The following is a 21,547-nucleotide window of genomic DNA, read 5'->3' on the forward strand; positions in this document are numbered from 1 at the left end:
CGAGTTAAACGAATATTTTCGGAAAATCTAGAATTAGATTTGACGAACTAGTATCAAAAAGGGCATCATTTGATGCCCTTTTTCTGCACTCAACACTATTTTTGCTGTTTTCTTGTGCGAATTTTTGTGATGAGCAGAGCAAGATTGACTCTATGAGTTAATCTAAAGAGACGTAACGCTGAAATATTTCGGCGATATGGAGAGTTTGCCCTGCAACAGCGGGGCTATTGTCGTCTATATTAAGACTTGTGACAGGTTGATGTTATGAAAGCAAATAATGCTGAGACCCCTGGTAGCTCTAATTCAGTAGATACGTTTAAGTGGATTGTCGCTTTCGTTCTGGCTGTAGCCGCTGTTGTGGGTAATTACCTGTATGGTGAGGCGTCTGTAGTTTTTCGTGCTGCAGGTGCTGTTGTTCTTATTGCAGCTGCTCTCGGCGTTGCAGCGACAACCACTAAAGGTAAAGAAGCGATCAGTTTTGCAAAAGAATCTCGTATGGAAGTTCGCAAAGTTGTTTGGCCAACTCGCCAAGAAACCGTGCAAACAACATTGATTGTTTTAGCTGTAAGTATTGTAATGGCTCTAGTGCTTTGGGGTATTGACGGCATTATGGTTCGTCTAGTAGCTCTAGCAACTGGGGTATAGAGGGTTTAAGTTCATGAGTGAAGCTCCAAAAAAACGCTGGTATGTGGTTCAAGCCTTCTCTGGATTTGAGGGTCGTGTGGCTCAATCTCTTCGCGAGCATATTAAAATGCATGCAATGGAAGAGTTATTCGGTGAAGTGCTAGTTCCTACAGAAGAAGTTGTAGAAATGCGTGCAGGTCAGCGTCGTAAGTCTGAGCGTAAGTTCTTTCCAGGTTACGTTCTAGTTCAGATGATTATGAACGATGAATCATGGCACTTAGTACGCAGTGTGCCACGTGTCATGGGCTTCATTGGTGGTACATCAGACCGTCCAGCACCTATCACTGACAAAGAAGCGGATGCAATTCTTAACCGTCTTGAAAAAGCGAGTGAAGCACCGCGCCCACGTACTATGTACGAAGCGGGTGAAGTGGTACGTGTTAACGAAGGTCCATTCGCTGACTTCAATGGTACCGTTGAAGAAGTGGACTACGAGAAGAGCCGTCTGAAAGTATCTGTATCGATCTTTGGTCGTGCGACACCGGTTGAGCTTGAATTTGGTCAAGTCGAGAAACTTGATTAAAAAAACACCTTTTAAGGGTTGTTTAAGGCGCGAATTATGACTATAATTTCGCGCCTTTTTGCTTTTAGTGAAGCAAAAAGTTTTTTCATAAACGGGGAGCTGGTCGGCGACTAGCGATTGTACCCAAACTTAGGAATTATCATGGCTAAGAAAGTTGAAGCTTACATCAAGCTACAAGTTGCTGCTGGCGCTGCTAACCCAAGTCCACCAGTTGGTCCTGCTCTAGGTCAACACGGTGTTAACATCATGGAATTCTGTAAAGCGTTTAACGCAAAAACAGAATCTATTGAGAAAGGTCTACCAACTCCAGTAGTTATCACAGTATACAGCGACCGTTCTTTCACGTTCGTAACTAAGACTCCACCTGCAGCAGTTCTTCTAAAGAAAGCGGCTGGCGTTAAGTCTGGTTCTGGTCGTCCAAACACTGAAAAAGTGGGCACTGTAACTGACGCTCAAATCCAAGAAATCGCAGAAACTAAAGCTGCTGATATGACTGGTGCTGACATCGAAGCGATGAAGCGTTCTATCGCTGGTACTGCTCGTTCAATGGGCCTAGTGGTAGAGGGTTAATAAGATGGCAAAACTAACTAAGCGCATGCGCGTAATCCGCGAAAAAGTTGACGTAACTAAAGAATACGAAATCAACGAAGCTGTTACTCTTCTTCAAGAGCTAGCAACGGCTAAATTTGTTGAGTCTGTAGATGTTGCTGTTAACCTAGGCATCGATGCTCGTAAATCTGACCAGAACGTACGTGGTGCAACTGTACTACCTCACGGTACTGGCCGCGATATCCGCGTTGCAGTGTTCACTCAAGGTGCAAACGCTGAAGCAGCTAAAGAAGCTGGCGCAGACATCGTTGGTATGGAAGATCTTGCTGAGCAAGTTAAGAAAGGCGAAATGAACTTTGACGTAGTCGTTGCTTCTCCAGATGCAATGCGCGTTGTAGGTCAACTAGGTACGATCCTAGGTCCTCGTGGTCTAATGCCAAACCCTAAAGTTGGTACTGTAACCCCTAACGTTGCTGAAGCAGTTAAGAATGCTAAAGCAGGTCAGGTTCGTTACCGTAACGACAAAAACGGCATCATCCACACTACTATTGGTAAAGCAAACTTCTCTGCTGAGCAGATCAAAGAGAACCTAGAAGCTCTTCTAGTTGCTCTGAAGAAAGCTAAGCCATCTTCTGCGAAGGGTACCTTCCTGCAGAAAGTAAGCATCTCTACTACTATGGGTGCTGGTGTTGCTGTTGATCAGGCTAGCCTGAACACTCAAGCATAATTTATTTGCTTAGTCGCGAAATTTGTGTATAATTTCGCGCCTAATATTTGTGGTTGGGGCTGAACTTTGGTTCTTTAAATCCTTGAGTGATTTAAAGTGAATTAAGACCCAGTCTCCGTCCAAGACCGTAGGTGTTTATTAAACAATAAACTTAATCATCCTACGTAGATGGTGCCCGAACTGACAGAAAGCTCTATGTAACAATAGTTAACTTTCTTCTGGGAATGCACCTAACTAGCTCTCACTGTTGTGATAATAGTGAGTGGTGTAACGACAACCAGGAGTAAATCCAAGATGGCTTTAAACCTTCAAGACAAAAAAGCAATTGTTGCTGAAGTCAACGAAGCTGCCAGTGGTGCACTTTCTGCAGTTGTAGCTGATTCTCGTGGCGTTGAAGTTGGCGCAATGACTTCTCTACGTAAGCAAGCGCGTGAAGCGGGTGTTTACATGAAAGTTGTGCGTAACACTCTAGCACGTCGTGCGGTTCAGGGTACAGACTACGAGTGTCTAACTGACACTTTCACTGGTCCTACTCTAATCGCTTTCTCTAACGAGCACCCAGGTGCTGCAGCGCGTCTTTTCAAAGACTTCGCTAAAGAGAACAAAGATTTCGAGATCAGAGCTGCTGCATTTGAAGGCACTCTAACTGACGCTGAAGTACTAGCAACACTACCAACTTACGACGAAGCAATCGCACGCCTAATGATGTGCATGAAAGAAGCTTCTGCTGGCAAGCTGGTACGTACTATCGCTGCTATCCGCGAGCAAAAAGAAGAAGCTGCGGCTTAAGCCTTGCTTTTTACTGGTTGCAAAATAAACTTATTGTTGACTTAAAAGAGAATTGTTATGTCTATTACTAACGAGCAAATCCTAGACGCAGTTGCAGAAATGTCTGTAATGCAAGTTGTTGAACTAATCGAAGCTATGGAAGAAAAATTCGGTGTTACTGCTGCTGCTGCAGTTGTAGCTGGCGGTGCTGCAGCTGAAGCTGCTGCTGAGCAAACTGAATTTGACGTAATCCTAGAATCTGCTGGCGGTAACAAAGTTGCTGTAATCAAAGCAGTACGTGGCGCAACTGGCCTAGGTCTGAAAGAAGCTAAAGCTCTAGTAGATGGCGCTCCAGCACCTCTAAAAGAAGGTATTGAGAAAGCTGAAGCTGAAGCTCTTAAAGCTCAGCTAGAAGAAGCTGGTGCAACTGTTGCTGTTAAGTAATTATTGCATAGTTTCTTAGCCTAGCGGCTATCTGGCTGGTGGTTTTTTAACCACCAGCCTTTTTGCGCTGTAGGGTATAGGCGAATTTTCCCGCTGTTTAAGCGTCGATATCCAAGCAAAAAACGTTTCATTCATACGAGATGGAATGTCACTACAGTAAACAGCTATTTAGTCACTGTCCCTTACCCCCCTTAAGTAACGAGGAGCGGGCGGACAGTTTGGGTCACTTATCAGCGAGCTGAGGAACCCCATGGTTTACTCTTATACCGAGAAAAAGCGCATCCGTAAGGACTTTGGTACTCGTCCACAAGTTTTGGACATTCCATACCTGCTATCGATCCAGCTCGATTCGTTCGACAAATTTATCGAACAGGATCCTGAAGGTCAATATGGTCTTGAAGCTGCTTTCCGTTCTGTATTTCCAATTCAGAGCTACAATGGCAACTCTGAGCTGCAATACGTTAGCTACCGTCTTGGTGAGCCAGTTTTTGACGTCAAAGAATGTCAAATTCGTGGTGTAACTTATTCAAAGCCACTGCGCGTAAAATTACGTCTAGTTATTTTTGATAAAGACGCACCAGCAGGTACTGTAAAAGACATTAAAGAACAAGAAGTCTACATGGGCGAAATTCCGCTTATGACAGACAATGGTACCTTCGTAATTAATGGTACCGAGAGGGTTATCGTATCCCAGCTGCACCGAAGCCCAGGCGTGTTCTTCGACAGCGATAAGGGTAAAACTCACTCTTCGGGTAAAGTTTTATACAATGCACGCGTTATTCCTTACCGTGGTTCATGGCTTGATTTCGAGTTTGATCCTAAGGATAACCTGTACGTACGTATCGACCGCCGTCGTAAGCTACCAGCATCGATCATTCTTCGTGCACTAGGTAAATCGACAGAAGAAATCCTAGATATCTTCTTCGAGAAAGTGAACTTCGAAGTGAAAGATCAAACTCTACTTATGGAGTTGGTTCCTGATCGTCTACGTGGCGAAACTGCGTCATTCGACATCGAAGCAAACGGTAAGACATACGTTGAGCAAGGTCGTCGTGTAACGGCTCGTCATATCCGCCAACTTGAAAAAGACGGCGTTGACCATATCGAAGTACCTGTTGAATACATCGTTGGTAAAGTGACTTCGAAAGATTATATCAACGAAGCCACTGGCGAGATCATTGTGAATGCTAACCAGGAAATTAGCCTGGAAGCACTAGCAAACCTATCTCAAGCCGGCCACAAAGCACTAGAAGTTCTATTTACGAACGATCTAGACCATGGCCCGTTCATGTCAGAAACATTACGTATCGACAGCACAGTTGATCGTATTTCTGCTTTGGTGGAAATCTACCGCATGATGCGCCCTGGTGAGCCACCAACAAAAGAAGCTGCAGAAGCCTTATTCGAAAGCCTATTTTTCTCAGAAGAACGCTACGATCTATCAACTGTTGGTCGTATGAAGTTCAATAGCTCAATTGAGCGTGAAGATGCACTAGAGCAAGGCACACTTGACGAGCAAGATATCGTTGAAGTGATGAAGAAGCTTATCGCGATCCGTAATGGTAAAGGCGAAGTGGACGATATCGACCACCTTGGCAACCGTCGTATCCGCTCTGTTGGCGAAATGGCTGAGAACCAGTTCCGTGTTGGTCTAGTACGTGTTGAACGTGCAGTTAAAGAACGCCTAAGCCTAGGCGATCTTGACGCTATCATGCCTCAAGACCTGATCAACGCTAAACCAATTTCTGCAGCGGTTAAAGAATTCTTTGGCTCTTCACAGCTTTCACAATTCATGGACCAAAACAACCCACTCTCAGAAGTCACGCACAAGCGTCGTATTTCTGCATTGGGTCCCGGCGGTCTAACTCGTGAACGTGCTGGCTTCGAAGTACGTGACGTACACGTAACTCACTACGGTCGTCTATGTCCTATCGAAACACCGGAAGGTCCAAACATCGGTCTGATCAACTCTCTCTCTGCGTTTGCGCGTTGTAACGAGTACGGTTTCCTAGAGACACCATACCGTCGCGTTGTAGATGGCGTTGTAACAGACGAAGTAGATTACCTATCTGCAATCGAAGAAGGCCAATTCGTTATCGCACAGGCTAACGCTGCGCTAACTGAAGAAGGCGGTTTTGCAGATGAGCTGATCACAGCTCGTCAAAAAGGTGAATCTGGTCTACACCCTCGTGAGCACGCTCAGTACATGGACGTTGCGACAAACCAGGTTGTATCTATCGCTGCATCGCTTATCCCGTTCCTAGAACACGATGATGCGAACCGTGCATTGATGGGTGCGAACATGCAACGTCAGGCTGTTCCAACACTGAAAGCTGACAAACCGCTTGTTGGTACAGGTATTGAACGTAACGTCGCTGTTGACTCAGGTGTAACGGCAGTTGCGAAACGTGGCGGTGTAATCCAGTCAGTAGATGCTTCTCGTATCGTTGTTAAAGTGAACGAAGAAGAGCTAGTACCAGGTGAAGCTGGTATCGACATCTACAACCTGACTAAATACACACGTTCTAACCAGAACACATGTATTAACCAGCGCCCATGTGTGATGCCAGGTGAACCTGTATCACGCGGTGACGTTCTTGCTGATGGTCCTTCAACAGACCTTGGTGAACTAGCGCTTGGTCAAAACATGCGTATCGCGTTCATGCCTTGGAACGGTTACAACTTCGAAGACTCGATCCTAGTATCTGAGCGCGTAGTTCAAGAAGACCGCTTCACGACTATCCACATCCAAGAACTTACTTGTGTGGCGCGTGATACTAAGCTGGGCTCTGAAGAGATCACAGCTGATATTCCAAACGTAGGTGAGTCTGCTCTGTCTAAACTAGACGAGTCAGGTATCGTTTACATCGGTGCTGAAGTTAAGGGTGGTGACATCCTAGTTGGTAAAGTAACACCTAAAGGTGAAACTCAGCTAACGCCTGAAGAGAAGCTACTGCGTGCTATCTTTGGTGAAAAAGCATCTGATGTTAAAGATACTTCTCTACGTGTACCTAACTCTGTATCTGGTACGATTATCGACGTACAAGTCTTTACTCGCGATGGCGTAGAAAAAGACAAGCGTGCACTTGAAATCGAGCAAATGCAGTTGAAAGAAGCGAAGAAAGACTTAACTGAAGAATTTCAGATTCTTGAGGGTGGTCTTCTAAACCGTGTGAAAGCAGTGCTTCTTGAAGGTGGTTACTCTGACGCAAGGCTAGACACAATTGATCGTAAGAAGTGGTTAGAACTGACGTTAGAAGATGACACGCTTCAATCTCAACTTGAGCAACTTGCAGAGCAGTACGACGAGCTAAAAGCAGACTTTGATAAGAAGTTTGATACTAAGCGTCGTAAGATCACACAAGGTGATGATCTTGCTCCAGGTGTTCTGAAGATTGTTAAGGTTTACCTTGCGGTTAAACGCCGTATCCAGCCTGGTGATAAGATGGCGGGTCGTCACGGTAACAAGGGTGTAATCTCTAAGATTAACCCTGTTGAGGACATGCCATACGATGAGAAAGGCCAGCCTGTTGATATCGTACTTAACCCATTGGGTGTACCTTCACGTATGAACATCGGTCAGATCCTAGAAGTTCACTTAGGTCTGGCTGCGAAAGGTATCGGCGACAAGATCACTCAAATGGTTAAAGAGCAGCAAGAGCTTGCGAAGTTCCGCGAGTTCCTGCAAAAAGTTTACGATCTAGGCGATACGCGTCAGAAAGTAGATATTGCTGCCCTATCAGATGACGAAGTTCGTACTCTGATCAAGAACCTACGTGGTGGTCTACCTATCGCGACTCCAGTATTTGATGGTGCACCTGAAGCGTCGATCAAAGCGCTACTCAAACTTGCCGACTTGCCTGAATCAGGTCAGTTAAAACTGTTTGATGGCCGTACGGGTGATGAGTTTGAGCGTCCTGTAACAGTAGGTTACATGTACATGCTGAAACTGAACCACCTTGTGGATGACAAGATGCACGCTCGTTCAACTGGTTCGTACAGCCTAGTAACTCAGCAGCCACTTGGTGGTAAAGCTCAGTTCGGTGGTCAGCGTTTCGGTGAGATGGAAGTATGGGCACTGGAAGCATACGGTGCAGCTTACACTCTACAAGAAATGCTAACGGTTAAGTCGGATGACGTTAACGGCCGTACTAAGATGTACAAAAACATCGTAGACGGTAACCACAGCATGGAACCTGGTATGCCAGAATCGTTCAACGTATTGTTGAAAGAAATTCGCTCGCTAGGTATCAACATCGAGCTAGAAGACGAAGAGTAATCTCTGCTGCTCTCGGCAATGTTCGAGAGCATTTCAGTGGTTATTTAGTAGAAGGCGCTCACTTGATACGAGTGGGCTCCTTTTAACTCCTTACAGGAGCTGATTGTGAAAGACTTATTAAACTTTCTAAAAGCACAGCATAAGACCGAAGAATTTGATGCAATCAAAATCGGTCTATCTTCACCAGATATGATCCGTTCATGGTCTTTTGGTGAAGTTAAAAAACCTGAAACGATCAACTATCGTACGTTCAAGCCTGAACGCGATGGTTTGTTCTGTGCACGTATTTTTGGTCCAGTTAAAGACTACGAATGTCTTTGTGGTAAATACAAGCGCTTGAAGCACCGTGGTGTTATCTGTGAGAAGTGTGGTGTAGAAGTTACACAGACTAAAGTTCGTCGTGACCGTATGGGCCACATTGAACTTGCTTCACCAGTAGCTCACATCTGGTTCCTAAAATCGCTACCGTCTCGTATCGGTCTGCTTATGGATATCCCACTGCGTGATATCGAACGTGTTCTTTACTTCGAAATGTACGTAGTAACAGAACCAGGCATGACGGATCTAGAAAAAGGTCAGATGCTTACTGAAGAAGAGTATCTTGATCGTCTAGAAGAGTGGGGTGATGAGTTTACCGCTAAGATGGGTGCAGAAGCTATCAAGGACCTACTAGGTTCTATGGATATGCAGGCTGAAGCGGAACAAATGCGTGAAGAGCTAGAAACAACTAACTCTGAAACTAAGCGTAAGAAAGTCACTAAGCGCCTAAAACTGGTCGAAGCGTTTATTCAATCTGGTAACAACCCAGAGTGGATGATCCTTACTGTTCTTCCAGTATTGCCACCTGATCTACGTCCGCTAGTTCCTCTAGATGGTGGTCGTTTTGCGACTTCAGATCTGAATGACCTATACCGTCGTGTGATCAACCGTAACAACCGTTTGAAGCGTCTTCTAGAGCTTGCGGCTCCAGACATCATCGTACGTAACGAAAAACGTATGCTGCAAGAGTCTGTTGATGCGCTATTAGACAACGGTCGTCGTGGTCGTGCGATTACAGGTTCTAACAAACGTCCTCTGAAATCTCTTGCTGATATGATCAAGGGTAAACAAGGTCGTTTCCGTCAGAACCTTCTTGGTAAGCGTGTAGACTACTCTGGTCGTTCTGTAATCACAGTAGGTCCATACCTTCGTCTACATCAGTGTGGTCTTCCTAAGAAGATGGCACTAGAGCTATTTAAACCATTTATCTACAGCAAACTAGAGACTCGTGGCATGGCGACGACGATCAAAGCTGCGAAGAAAATGGTTGAGCGTGAAGAAGCGGTTGTTTGGGATATCCTAGACGAAGTTATCCGTGAACACCCAGTGTTATTGAACCGTGCACCAACACTTCACCGTCTTGGTATTCAGGCGTTCGAACCAGTACTGATCGAAGGTAAAGCGATCCAGCTACACCCACTTGTTTGTGCGGCGTACAACGCGGACTTCGATGGTGACCAAATGGCGGTTCACGTGCCTCTAACTCTAGAAGCACAGCTTGAAGCTCGTACACTGATGATGTCGACAAACAACATTCTGTCGCCAGCGTCAGGTGATCCGATCATTGTACCTTCTCAGGACGTTGTATTGGGTCTGTACTACATGACTCGTGAAAAGATCAACGTTAAAGGCGAAGGTATGTACCTTGCTGGCCCAGAAGAGGCTGAAAAGGCATACCGCACCAAGACGGCTGAGCTTCACGCACGAGTAAAAGTTCGTATCACTGAAACCGTTGTTGATGAAGACGGTCATAGCACAACTGAGACTAAGATGGTTGATACCACTATCGGTCGTGCAATGCTATGGCAAATCGTTCCAGCAGGCCTGCCGTACAGCATCGTTAACCAAAAATTAGGTAAGAAGCAGATTTCTAACCTATTGAACGAGGCATACCGTAAGCTTGGTCTTAAAGACACTGTAATCTTCGCTGACCAAATCATGTACACTGGTTTCGCATACGCGGCACTATCAGGTGTATCGGTTGGTATCGATGATATGGTTGTACCAGCAGCTAAGTACACTGAAATCGCAGAAGCGGAAGAAGAAGTACGTGAAATCCAAGAACAGTACCAATCTGGTCTTGTGACTGCGGGTGAGCGATACAACAAAGTGATCGATATCTGGGCATCGACCAACGATCGCGTAGCAAAAGCGATGATGGCAAACCTTTCATCTGAAACGGTTATTAACCGTGACGGTGAAGAAGAGCAACAAGAATCGTTTAACAGCATCTACATGATGGCTGACTCGGGCGCTCGTGGTTCTGCAGCACAGATTCGTCAGCTAGCGGGTATGCGTGGTCTGATGGCACGTCCGGATGGCTCGATCATCGAAACGCCGATCACTGCGAACTTTAAAGAAGGTCTAAACGTACTTCAGTACTTTATCTCAACGCACGGTGCTCGTAAGGGTCTTGCGGATACAGCACTGAAGACAGCAAACTCGGGTTACCTAACTCGTCGTCTAGTAGACGTTGCTCAAGACGTTGTTGTCACTGAACATGATTGTGGCACCCACGAAGGCGTTGACATGATGCCTCACATCGAGGGTGGTGATGTTAAAGTTGCACTAACTGAGCTTGCTCTAGGTCGTGTTGTTGCTGAAGATGTTCTTAAGCCAGGTACAGAAGAAGTTCTGATCCCACGTAACACTCTCATTGATGAGAAGTGGTGCCAGATCATGGAAGAGAACTCTGTAGACAGCATGCGCGTACGTTCTGTTGTTACTTGTGATTCTGACTTTGGTTGTTGTGCACAGTGTTACGGTCGTGACCTAGCACGTGGTCACCTAGTGAACCAAGGTGAAGCTGTGGGTGTAATCGCTGCTCAATCTATCGGTGAGCCGGGTACACAGCTTACGATGCGTACATTCCACATCGGTGGTGCGGCATCTACAGCGGCAGCAGAAAACAGTATCCAAGCGAAGACAACAGGTACCGTTAAGCTGCATAACGCTAAGTTCGTAATCAATAAAGATAAGAAGCTAGTTATCACGTCTCGTGCATCTGAGCTGACGATCATTGATGAGTTCGGTCGTACTAAAGAGAAACACAAACTGCCTTACGGTTCTATCCTAAGCAAAGGCGACAACGACGCAGTTACTGCGGGTGATGTTGTTGCTAACTGGGAAGCGCACACAATGCCAATCATCACTGAAGTGGCAGGTCGCATCCAGTTTGTAGATATGATCGACGGTGTTACAGTTTCTCGCCAAACTGACGACCTAACAGGCCTATCTTCAAGTGAAGTAACAGACCCAGCCGCGCGCCCAGCAGCAGGTAAAGATATGCGTCCAGCAATCAAACTTGTTGATGAGCAAGGTAATGATGTAATGATCCCTGGTACTGAAATGCCAGCACATTACTTCCTACCTGGTAAAGCGATTGTAAACATCGAAGATGGCGCTGAAGTTGGCATTGGTGACACACTATCTCGTATCCCTCAGAAATCTGGCGGTAACAAAGATATCACCGGTGGTCTACCTCGCGTAGCTGACCTATTCGAAGCTCGTAAGCCTAAAGAGCCTGCGATTCTTGCTGAGCATACTGGTACAGTAAGCTTCGGTAAAGAAACCAAAGGTAAACGCCGTCTCGTTATCACTCGCGATAGCGGTGAAGCATATGAAGAGATGATCCCTAAACACCGTCAATTGAACGTGTTTGAAGGTGAGCGTGTTGAATGTGGCGATGTCATCGCAGATGGCCCAGAGTCTCCACATGACATCCTACGTCTGCGTGGCGTACACGCGGTAACTCAGTACATCGCTAACGAAGTACAAGAAGTTTACCGTCTACAAGGGGTTAAGATTAACGATAAGCACATTGAAACTATCGTTCGTCAGATGCTTCGTAAGTGTACGATTACTTTCGCTGGTGACTCTGAGTTCTTACCTGGTGAGCAAGTTGAATACTCACAAGTTAAGATTGCTAACCGTAATCTAGAAGCTGAAGGTAAAGAACCGGCACGTTTCGAGCGTGAGCTACTAGGTATCACGAAGGCATCTCTAGCGACTGAGTCGTTCATCTCTGCGGCATCGTTCCAAGAGACGACTCGCGTACTAACAGAAGCTGCGGTTTCTGGTAAGCGTGATGATCTACGTGGTCTAAAAGAGAACGTAATTGTTGGTCGCCTGATTCCTGCAGGTACAGGTTTCGCTTACCACCAAGAGCGTCAAGCTAAGCGTGTTGAAGCGCAAGAAGGTCCTTCTGCTGAACAAGCAACGGACAATCTAGCAGCACTTCTAAATGCTGGCTTCTCTTCTGACGATTAATCGTTAAGAGCTTTAAATATAAAAGGCACCTTCGGGTGCCTTTTTTGTTTATGTAGTAAGAGGTTAGTATGCTACGAGATGTGGGAGTAGATAATGACTTACTCTGGAATTTGAGTGCGCATTGGATGCCAACCATATATTAAGGAGAAAGAGCAAAGCAAGATCGTAAGCGAGTTGAAAACCCACTAATAGGTGAACGATCCAATGTTTAACAAGTGATTCTAAACATGCCACTTTACTATGTGGTTCAAAGCTGATCTTATCCTCTGCGGAAAATCTTTCTTAAGGGATAAATGTCTTCTGTATATCGCGATCTTACTTCCAAATAAACAGGTTGCCGTTCTGTTTGGGTGGGAATAAGATTGATACCTTCTTAATAAATAAGTGGTAAAGCGATGAATAAAAAATGTTTGTCTCTACTTATCGGCTCAGCACTGTTATTTGGTGTTGTACAGGCCAGCGATAATCCCTCCTTTGCTAATGAACTTAACGATACTCATCGCCAAATTCAGCAGCGCATCACTGAGCTGCGTAAATATGCTGAAGATAAAAATAATGTCATCGTAAAAGAAGGTAAGCGTTTTATCGAAGTTAACGGTGTTGAATACCAAATAAACCAAGATAACTATATTAAATTTGACTTGCCGATACCATTCACTGATGAAAGCTTGTTCCGTAATGTGTTTGATTTCTTGAATGATGATTGGGAGCTCAGCTGGTATAACTTTGGCATGGTGGTCGTGAACAAGATCTATGGTAATTACGACTACGGTAATGGGTGTTTAATTGAGTATGGCCCTGAAGGGGATGTTTACTCACCAAACGGTATGACGCATCTGTTACTAGAAAATGACACTTGCGCACTAGAAGACGGTGAAAGTCTAACTAAGATAAAATTTTTGGGTACAGGTAAAACTCTAACTTATGCAGATTTTGGCTATCAAGCTGAAAATGAATTTTTGCCCGAATCAGTGGCGTTAAGTCATGACAAAATTTATGTCGGCAACACAAACAGTGCTTTTTCTCATATTGCTCGATATGATTTGAGAGATAATCGGCTGCTGGCGCCTATCACAGGTTTTTCGCTCAATGGTATAAATGAAACCTACCGCGTCGTAAGCGATGTAATGGAACATGATGGTCACTTATTTGTTGCTTCTCTCTCGTCTAACCGCGTCGATATCTACGATACCAACAACAATGACCAAATTATTATGTCTTTGGGTACAGGTTCTTGGTCGGGTAATACTTTCGATAAAACTTTGACTCACCCATACAGCGTTGCAGCAAACGACGAGTTTATTTTTGTTGCTGATATCACAGGTAAAATTTCTATTTACCGTCAAGAAGATGTCAAGCTGGCCAACCATAAAAAATTGTCTAAGTATGGTTTTTTCAATTTGCCAGAAAGTAATTCTATCTATCGCAACTTAAAGATGGAAGTGGTGAACAATGAGCTGGTGGTTAACTTTGATAACGCGTTAACTTACGTATTCGATCTTGCATCCGTAAAAGCGGGTGACGAGCTAGTTGAAGCGAAACATCGTTTTACCAATACTCGTTACCGTAATACTTATCAAGCCAGTAATGGTGAAGTTTATGTCGGCAGCAATGTAGGTGTTGTAAAAGAGTTTAGCAAAGAACAGTTTAGTTTTGTCGAAGGCGGTATTGAAGGTGAGGCGATGCATTCCTTTAAAGGCTTTTTTGACACTGATACTGAAAAAGATCAATCACTAAAATCGAGTTTTGATCTGGCGGTTGAGGCTAAAGTTTTAGCTATGTTGCAAGACCGCACCGTGGTGGTTGCTAATGTGGATGAACTGCGTGTTCACCAAGACAATAAGCCCGCGACTCACGAGCACGTATTTGATTTATTAGCGCCTGAAGTCGTCAAGAAGCCGTTACTGTTTGATGGTGAAAGTTGGGAGAGTTTAACTTCTAACCATGAAGTACGTATCGACCGTCTATTATCGGGTACACAGCGTATTGATGGTCTGGATATCACCAGCTATGCGGCTCAAACTACTTACGACCTGGCCGTTGAAGCGCGCTTTGGTGATGAAGGGAAATGGCTCAAATTGGGCACACTTGATAAGCTGGAGCCATTTGCGACTTACACAACGTCACATACTTTAAAAGATGGTGTGAAATACGCGAGTCTTGATGGCATGCAGTCGTTTAAGATTAAAGGTTTAGCAGAGGCTACGTATCTACCTCGAGATTTGGTCGATATCCGTCTGACATCTGGAACGGATAAATTCGTGCAGAAATTGACAGACTGGCAATCGAAATGGCGTTTGAGTTTCGGCACTTACTCACAAGCAAACGGCCACTGGGAAAAAATCACGTCAGCCTATGCGCGCGAATGGATGATCATCATGGCGAATTATGCGTACGTGATGAATAGCCCTGAGTTTGAACACCTATGGTTCAATTACAAGCAAAGTATTGGTCAAGGTCAAAATGAGTTCTTCGGTAACTCAGGTCCGGTTGATGGCCCAGGCGGAAATTTTACTGCGGAAGATTACCAGAATATTTACCAAGCCTTTATGAACCGCGATCGCATTCGACTTGGTATATCAACCATTGGCGGTGGTCTTGGTGGTGGTGATGTACTTGGCATTGACACTTGGAACTACTATGCCCACTACTACAACTCAGGGATTGGTATCGTTGGCCATGAATTTGGTCATCACTGGGGGTCGCATGACAGTAGCTTTGCTAACTCATCGCGTGGTTTGCAATTAATGACACATGATATTCATCAAATGATGATCCGACAGCAAGTGTTGCCTTATCTTGATGATGAGATTAATGCGTTTTACAAAACACCACGCGAGGAGATGTATAATGGTGTCGCTGAATATCTTCGAGTCCCTCGTCCACAAAGCAACATCAACCTTGTTGAACGCTACTTTGCCGAGAACCCAATGTGGCAGGCTTATCACCACTAAGTAAACCAGTTTAGAAACAAGAAGGCCCTACAACAACTGTCAAGTGGCTTTCTTGTTTCTCAGTGGAAGCTTAATCCCGAATTCCTTTTCGCTATGAACCTGGCGGCATCGATAGGCTATCTGCGATAAGCTGAATCAAATGATCCTCTACCGCAAAACGTGTCTCGATAATTTCACCAAGCAGAGACATATCTGAATCAAAGTCTACCAGCTCATCTCCAATTGAAACATCAGAGTATTTGTCGGTAAAGTTTAGGAGTGGATCTGTCGTAATAACGATTTTGGCGTAGGTTTGGTTGATCTCATCTGTCGCAACAAAGCCTGTTGCTTTCCACTTATCCATCACCATGTCGTATATCTTAAAGTGACCTTCAGAAATATAATCGACGAGGTGCTGGCAAAAATGTTGTAGATCATCAGGAGCAGGAAGCTCAACAACATTTGTTCTAGAACAAGGTTGCAGAGATGCAAGCTTACAATATTCGACGATGAGAAGTTGTCTCGTCTCTAACCAGTGGTCGATTACCTCACTCGAACCACCCCATTGATCTTGTGTTTGTTTGAATTTTTTTAGCATGACCATGCCCTCATGATCTGGACACCTACTGGTGAACGTATCCTTTGCATAGCAAAGTAAGTAAAGTGATTACAAACTCTTGTCCTTACTAGAATTTATAGCTGTAAAATCAGCAAACAACAAACTCTGGTATGAAATTAGATTGCCAGTAAAATGAATGAACTTCAAGCAAAGGTAAGCATAATGTTAAGAAAAAGTGAAGTTAACCATGTCGGTAAGGCTTATTGGTGTGTCGTATCAGGCAGTGAAGTTTGGCTAATCAATGGACATATTCCATTCGGCCAAGCTGCTGATTTTTCTCTTCCTGACGGTTGTGGTCATCAAATTGGCCATTATCAGGGAGAGCCTGTTAGGTGGGTTAATTTATCCGATCTTGAAGGTGATCTTGAGCTCACTTCTTTGCGAGACTGTCTTCATTTTCCCGAAGCCCTCTTCTTATTGATCAGTAAAGCTGCTCAATATGGTCATATGACCAGCAGCTTACGCTTTTGTCCTCAATGTGGTGGTCGCAACTTCCTTAACCATACTCAACTCGCAATGCAGTGCAGTGAATGTCGAACCTTGCACTATCCACGTATTTTCCCATGTATTATTGTAGCCGTTCGTAAAGGTAAACAGATCCTCCTTGCACAACATGCGAGACATCGTAATGGTATGTACACGGTGATTGCAGGATTTTTAGAGGTAGGTGAGACATTAGAAGAATGTGTTGCGCGAGAAGTTTATGAAGAAACAGGTATCCATATTAACAACATTCGTTATTTTGCCAGCCAACCATGGGCTTTTCCATCAAGTATGATGGTGGGATTTCTTGCTGACTATCAAGCGGGTGAAATAAAGCCGGACTATGCCGAATTGGCTGATGCGAAGTGGTTTGATATCACAAAGCTTCCTGCTATCGCTCCTCAGGGGACGATAGCAAGGGCTCTTATTGAAAGAACATGTAAGGATATTCAGTCTCAAATAAAATACCCCGGAAAATAGGTTAAGTATTGTTGGTTCTGGGTGAATTAAAACACTTTCCTTGTTTGGTGAGCCAACTATTCACATTAAATCAATGCTAGAATACGGGTCAGTTGAAAGCTAATAATTGGAATGACGGAATGACTGAATTAAAAAATGATCGTTATCTACGTGCTCTACTTAAAGAGCCAGTCGATTACACACCAGTATGGATGATGCGTCAGGCAGGTCGTTACCTCCCTGAATACAAAGCTACCCGAGCGCAGGCTGGTGATTTTATGTCTTTGTGTAAGAATGCTGAACTAGCGTCAGAAGTCACCCTTCAGCCATTACGCCGTTTTCCTCTTGATGCTGCGATTTTATTCTCTGATATTCTTACTATTCCAGATGCGATGGGTCTTGAGCTCCGTTTTGCCGCTGGTGAAGGTCCGGTTTTTGACAAACCGATTACTTGTAAAGCAGATGTAGAAAAAATTGGCTTACCGGATCCTGAAGGTGAGCTGCAATACGTCATGAATGCTGTGCGTCAAATCCGCAAAGACTTAAATGGTGATGTTCCACTGATTGGTTTTTCAGGAAGCCCATGGACACTTGCGACATACATGGTTGAAGGTGGCAGCTCGAAAGCGTTCACTAAGATCAAGAAGATGATGTACGCAGAGCCACAAACGCTTCATTTACTTCTAGATAAGCTTGCAGACAGCGTTATCGAATATCTAAACGCGCAAATTAAAGCGGGTGCACAATCGGTGATGGTATTTGATACATGGGGTGGAGTACTGACACCTCGTGACTACAACCTGTTCTCACTGCAATATATGCACAAGATTGTTGATGGTCTGATTCGCGAAAACGACGGTCGTCGTGTGCCAGTCACTTTGTTTACCAAGAATGGCGGCATGTGGCTTGAGCAAATCGCAGCGACGGGGTGTGATGCCGTTGGTCTAGATTGGACAATCAACATTGCAGATGCGAAAGCGCGTATCGGTGATAAAGTGGCGCTCCAAGGTAATATGGATCCATCTATGTTATATGCTTCACCAGAGCGTATCCGTGAAGAAGTTGCGGATATCTTAGCAGGCTTTGGTGATGCAGGTACTGGCCATGTGTTTAACTTAGGCCACGGCATTCATCTTGACGTACCGCCAGAAAACGCAGGCGTGTTTGTTGAAGCGGTACACGAATTATCTAAGCCATATCACAAGTAAATTCGACGTTTTAGCTCAAATACCGGCACTTCATGCCGGTATTTTTTTACCTAAAATTTAGGGTTGTACAGCTTTGGTTGCATTTGGCCTACTATGTTCTATTTAGTTATGAGGCGATGCTGGGGAGTTTTATGGCAATAAAATCATGAGTTTATTTTTTATTTAGTTGTGTTTGAATTTTATTGTACAGCTTAGCAAGTAAAAGGATCATAGGTGACCTAAAGCATTGAGTGAACTCGTTGCTGAAGATGTGGCACGACGTCTGATTCAAACCATGGATTTTTCTTTAGCCACAATGAATTACGTGGAGAGGGGTGGGGAAGTGGAATAAAATCTGGCTGCCAATCCTGCCACTGTCGCACGGTTTGAGTCAGCGTTTTGGGTTTATTGTTTAGGTAATATTGCTGTGAGTATTGACCAATCAATAAAGTCAGTTCTATACACGGAAGTTGCTCAAGGATTTTTTGATGCCAAGTTGAGGCGCACTCTTTACGTGGAGGTAGATCGCCAGATTGACCTTTGCCCGGGTAACAGAGGCCCATTGGGACAATGGCGATTTTATTTGGATCATAGAAGTCGTCTTTACCGATATTTAACCACTGGCGTAGTCGATCACCACTTGGGTCATTCCAGGGGATTGAGGTTTTATGTACTCGTGTGCCAGGGGCTTGGCCAATGATTAAAATACGTGCTTTTCTCCCTGCCTGTAAAACAGGGTTTGCGCCCAAAGGCAGGTCTTCAACACAGATTTGACATGCACGAACTTGTTTTAGCAGATTCTCTAAACGCATAACATGGCCTTCTCTTCTCTTAACCTCAAGATTTTTGCCTTAATCAACGTTGATTGTAACCAGTCAAGCGGTGAAAACTCGGCTAATCTTTGTAATGGTAATGCGATATCTGCCTGTATGAGTTGAATGGTTTTGGATTGTTCAATCAAACATTGTTTGGCCACTTTTTTCTGTTTGAATAAAGTTTTATCGGTGTTGTGATGCTCTAAAGGCAGGAAAATCTGATTTGGCTGCGGCATTAACTTTTTTCCCAGTGATGAATCAAGTACACTTTCGCTGTTTTTTTCTTCAATGATTGAGTGACTATGCTTAAGAATCCTCTTCAGGTTCGTTTGGAAAAACTAGAACCTTGGCAACAAATTACTTTCATGGCGTGTCTGTGTGAACGCATGTATCCCAACTATGCGATGTTTTGTGAGAATACCGAATTTGCAGACTCCCGTGCTTACCGAGCGATTCTTGATAGTGTATGGGAAATTCTGACAGTTAAGACCGCAAAAGTGAATTTTGAACGTCAATTAGAGAAGCTGGAAGCGCTTTTCCCTAGTGCGGATGAATATGACTTTTATGGTGTGTATCCTGCAATGGATGCATGCCAGAGTTTATCGACGCTTCTGCATGGCCTACTCGATCGTGATTATCTGTTTGATTCAATGATTAAGATTAGCCAGCAATCAGTACAAACCGTTGTCGATTTAGAGCAAGCGCAGGGTGCTGAGCCAATCACGAATGACAATCAAAAACAAAATGAAGCGGTTTGTGAAGAATGGGATGTCCAGTGGGCTATTTTCCGCCCTCTTCGTGAAGCAACAGAGCGTGATATCAGTTTGATTAAAGATTTACGTGAAGAATTACGTGAGGAAGGTGTCAGCAATATCGGTATCGCGCTTTAAATATCAAGTATCTTGAGGTCATTTGGGTATAAACGGTAAATAGCAACTTGTCTCAATGTGAAAAAGGCACCCGTGATTGGGTGCCTTTTGACTTTGTTAACGACTGAGCTTAAGCAAATTTTCGTTCAAGTCGATTAAGGTGCTTTTGTCTCTGATTGAGCAGGCTCTATGGCTTGAGTTGATTTGTGTTGTTCGAGATCTTGCTCGTCTTCATCGTCATCTCGACTCTCAATTACACCATGTTTTTCTTTCCAACTTTCCCAGCGCTGGTAAGCCAGTTCCTGCATATCTGTGCTTTTGTCTGCTTCATCGATGATCTCTTCACCTAGTAGGTGTTCAAAGATATCTTCCAATGTGACTAGACCTTGAACTGTTCCATATTCGTCAACCACTAAAGCCAGTTGTAAGCGATGCGTCATCATTTGATCAAATACTTTTGGTAGTGTTGTATTATTTAAGACTACTTGAATTGGACGCATTATTGACCCTAATTGCTTATGTCCATGCCCTATTTGTTTAAGCTTAAACAGCTCTAAACGATGCACAAAACCGATGATATTATCTGTTTGTTCGCTATAAACCAGCGGACGAGAAAAAGGCGTTTCCTGATGCTGATCAAGAAATTGAGTGACAGTCATGGTCGCGTCCACTCGGAATACTACGGGGCGCGGAGTCATAACTTGAGTAACAGGCACATTTTGAATACCCAGTAGATTACTTAATATCTTGGATTCACCTTCTGCAAACTCACCACTTTCCTTTGCAAGTATCGCCATCGCGGAAAGTTCATCGCGCATCTTCGGTGCCACGTGATTACGTGCAAGACGCTTAGTTATTTGTTCAGAGAACCAAACAAATGGTGTTAGTGCCCAAACCATCCAACGTAATGAGACTGCTGCAGTTGGCGCTAATTGACGCCAATAGGTTGCCCCTATGGTCTTAGGAACAATTTCAGATAAGACCAGAATGGCCAAGGTCAATAAGGCTGAAAATACACCGAGAGATTCGCTGCCGAACACGATGGCTGCTTGCGCACCTGCAGTCGCAGCACCAATCGTGTGAGCAATAGTATTAAGCGTTAGAATAGAAGCCAGTGGCCGGTCAATATCTGCTTTGAGCTTTGCTAACTGGATCGCAGCTGGGTTGCCTTGTTGCCTTAGTTGCGCGATGTAACTTGGACTAATACTCAGTAAAACAGCCTCCAGCACCGAACAGATGAAGGAAACACCGATAGCAGTAGAGATATAAATGGATAACAGCAGCATAATTGCCCTTGAATGTAGTGGATAGTCAGGATTTACAGAAATTATATACTCAATGGTTTCAAAGTTAGCTTCGAATAAATTGGTATCTTGAATTCATTGAGTAATCACTGCAAAAATTGTCATATAAATCGGTCTTATTGCAGTAGAAAGCAAGCGCTTTTGCTTGGGAAGTAGTAACAAATTGTGAGTTATTACTCATATTATGGCTAAAACTGCGTCAGAAAATCGAAAGATCACTCACAAACCTTTGCCAGATGGGGCATTTATGTTTTAGAGTGAGGTGTATCCAATAACATATTGAGAAGGGAAACCTAATGAACAAGACCCAATTAATCGACTGTATTGCAGAGAAAGCAGATTTATCAAAAGCACAAGCTAAAGCTGCTCTTGAAGCAACTCTTGAAGGTGTTACTGGCGCACTTAAAGAGGGCGACCAAGTTCAGCTAATTGGTTTTGGTACATTCAAAGTGAACCACCGTGCTGCGCGTACAGGTCGTAACCCTCAGACTGGTAAAGAAATTCAAATCGCAGCTGCGAACGTACCAGCATTTGTAGCAGGTAAAGCACTAAAAGAATCTGTCAATTAAGTTATAATGCACCGAGGTCACTCGCCT

At 44.2% G+C, this 21,547-nt stretch carries 17 protein-coding genes; 13 read left to right on the forward strand and 4 right to left on the reverse strand.

Annotation, left to right across the window (positions count from 1 at the left end):
* Positions 1-264: 264 nt before the first annotated feature.
* The 9 genes from secE (at position 265) to VSA01S_RS16910 (ending at position 15,236) form a co-directional block, all read left to right on the forward strand.
* On the forward strand, positions 265-645 hold the full coding sequence (gene secE, locus VSA01S_RS16870) for a preprotein translocase subunit SecE (RefSeq protein WP_039978720.1): 381 nt from the start codon (positions 265-267) through the stop codon (positions 643-645).
* Positions 646-658: 13 nt separating this feature from the next.
* Positions 659-1,207 (forward strand): transcription termination/antitermination protein NusG, encoded by a 549-nt coding sequence (nusG, locus tag VSA01S_RS16875; RefSeq protein WP_021711337.1) that lies wholly within the window; start codon positions 659-661, stop codon positions 1,205-1,207.
* 141 nt (positions 1,208-1,348) lie between these two features.
* Positions 1,349-1,777: a 50S ribosomal protein L11 gene (gene rplK / locus VSA01S_RS16880; RefSeq protein ID WP_005440554.1), complete on the forward strand. Its 429-nt coding sequence runs from the start codon at positions 1,349-1,351 to the stop codon at positions 1,775-1,777.
* Positions 1,778-1,781: 4 nt separating this feature from the next.
* Entirely contained in the window at positions 1,782-2,483 is a 702-nt protein-coding gene (gene rplA / locus VSA01S_RS16885) for a 50S ribosomal protein L1 (protein ID WP_021711336.1), read from the forward strand.
* Positions 2,484-2,777: 294 nt separating this feature from the next.
* Positions 2,778-3,272 carry a 50S ribosomal protein L10 gene (gene rplJ, locus VSA01S_RS16890; RefSeq protein ID WP_021711335.1) on the forward strand — a complete coding sequence of 165 codons (495 nt, stop codon included), beginning with the start codon at positions 2,778-2,780 and terminating at the stop codon, positions 3,270-3,272.
* A 57-nt stretch (positions 3,273-3,329) separates the two neighbouring features.
* Positions 3,330-3,695, forward strand: coding sequence for a 50S ribosomal protein L7/L12 (gene rplL, locus VSA01S_RS16895; RefSeq protein ID WP_039978717.1), 366 nt, complete (start codon positions 3,330-3,332; stop codon positions 3,693-3,695).
* A gap of 250 nt (positions 3,696-3,945) precedes the next feature.
* Positions 3,946-7,974, forward strand: coding sequence for a DNA-directed RNA polymerase subunit beta (rpoB, locus tag VSA01S_RS16900; protein WP_039978716.1), 4,029 nt, complete (start codon positions 3,946-3,948; stop codon positions 7,972-7,974).
* A gap of 105 nt (positions 7,975-8,079) precedes the next feature.
* Positions 8,080-12,282, forward strand: a complete 4,203-nt coding sequence (gene rpoC, locus VSA01S_RS16905) for a DNA-directed RNA polymerase subunit beta' (protein WP_039978714.1) — start codon at positions 8,080-8,082, stop codon at positions 12,280-12,282.
* Between the two features lie 395 nt (positions 12,283-12,677).
* Positions 12,678-15,236, forward strand: a complete 2,559-nt coding sequence (locus VSA01S_RS16910) for a YncE family protein (RefSeq protein ID WP_050567249.1) — start codon at positions 12,678-12,680, stop codon at positions 15,234-15,236.
* A 91-nt stretch (positions 15,237-15,327) separates the two neighbouring features.
* On the opposite strand, the gene VSA01S_RS16915 is transcribed toward VSA01S_RS16910, so the two are convergent.
* On the reverse strand, positions 15,328-15,819 hold the full coding sequence (locus tag VSA01S_RS16915) for an Rsd/AlgQ family anti-sigma factor (RefSeq protein ID WP_039978713.1): 492 nt from the start codon (positions 15,817-15,819) through the stop codon (positions 15,328-15,330).
* A gap of 177 nt (positions 15,820-15,996) precedes the next feature.
* On the opposite strand from VSA01S_RS16915, the gene nudC reads away from it, so the two are divergent.
* Entirely contained in the window at positions 15,997-16,797 is an 801-nt protein-coding gene (gene nudC / locus VSA01S_RS16920; protein ID WP_039978711.1) for an NAD(+) diphosphatase, read from the forward strand.
* A gap of 119 nt (positions 16,798-16,916) precedes the next feature.
* The gene (gene hemE, locus VSA01S_RS16925; protein ID WP_039978709.1) at positions 16,917-17,984 is read left to right on the forward strand and encodes a uroporphyrinogen decarboxylase; all 1,068 of its coding nucleotides are present in this window, start codon (positions 16,917-16,919) and stop codon (positions 17,982-17,984) included.
* 218 nt (positions 17,985-18,202) lie between these two features.
* Here hemE and VSA01S_RS16930 read toward each other — a convergent pair whose 3' ends face one another.
* The gene (locus VSA01S_RS16930; RefSeq protein WP_039978707.1) at positions 18,203-18,775 is read right to left on the reverse strand and encodes a uracil-DNA glycosylase family protein; all 573 of its coding nucleotides are present in this window, start codon (positions 18,773-18,775) and stop codon (positions 18,203-18,205) included.
* Positions 18,766-19,014 carry a hypothetical protein gene (locus VSA01S_RS16935; RefSeq protein ID WP_039978705.1) on the reverse strand — a complete coding sequence of 83 codons (249 nt, stop codon included), beginning with the start codon at positions 19,012-19,014 and terminating at the stop codon, positions 18,766-18,768. The genes VSA01S_RS16930 and VSA01S_RS16935 overlap by 10 nt, the downstream gene beginning before the upstream one ends.
* Positions 19,015-19,080: 66 nt before the next feature.
* On the opposite strand from VSA01S_RS16935, the gene VSA01S_RS16940 reads away from it, so the two are divergent.
* The gene (locus VSA01S_RS16940; RefSeq protein WP_039978704.1) at positions 19,081-19,668 is read left to right on the forward strand and encodes a YjaG family protein; all 588 of its coding nucleotides are present in this window, start codon (positions 19,081-19,083) and stop codon (positions 19,666-19,668) included.
* Between the two features lie 134 nt (positions 19,669-19,802).
* Here the strand turns inward: VSA01S_RS16940 and VSA01S_RS16945 are convergent, their stop codons facing one another.
* Entirely contained in the window at positions 19,803-20,933 is a 1,131-nt protein-coding gene (locus VSA01S_RS16945) for a CNNM domain-containing protein (protein WP_039978703.1), read from the reverse strand.
* Between the two features lie 314 nt (positions 20,934-21,247).
* Between VSA01S_RS16945 and hupA the strand changes: the two genes are divergently transcribed.
* Complete coding sequence (gene hupA / locus VSA01S_RS16950; protein ID WP_039978702.1) at positions 21,248-21,520, forward strand: nucleoid-associated protein HU-alpha; 273 nt, start codon at positions 21,248-21,250, stop codon at positions 21,518-21,520.
* Positions 21,521-21,547: the final 27 nt, after the last annotated feature.

The sequence above is a fragment of the Vibrio sagamiensis NBRC 104589 genome, assembly GCF_007990935.1.
GTDB classification, from domain to species: Bacteria; Pseudomonadota; Gammaproteobacteria; order Enterobacterales; family Vibrionaceae; genus Vibrio; species Vibrio sagamiensis.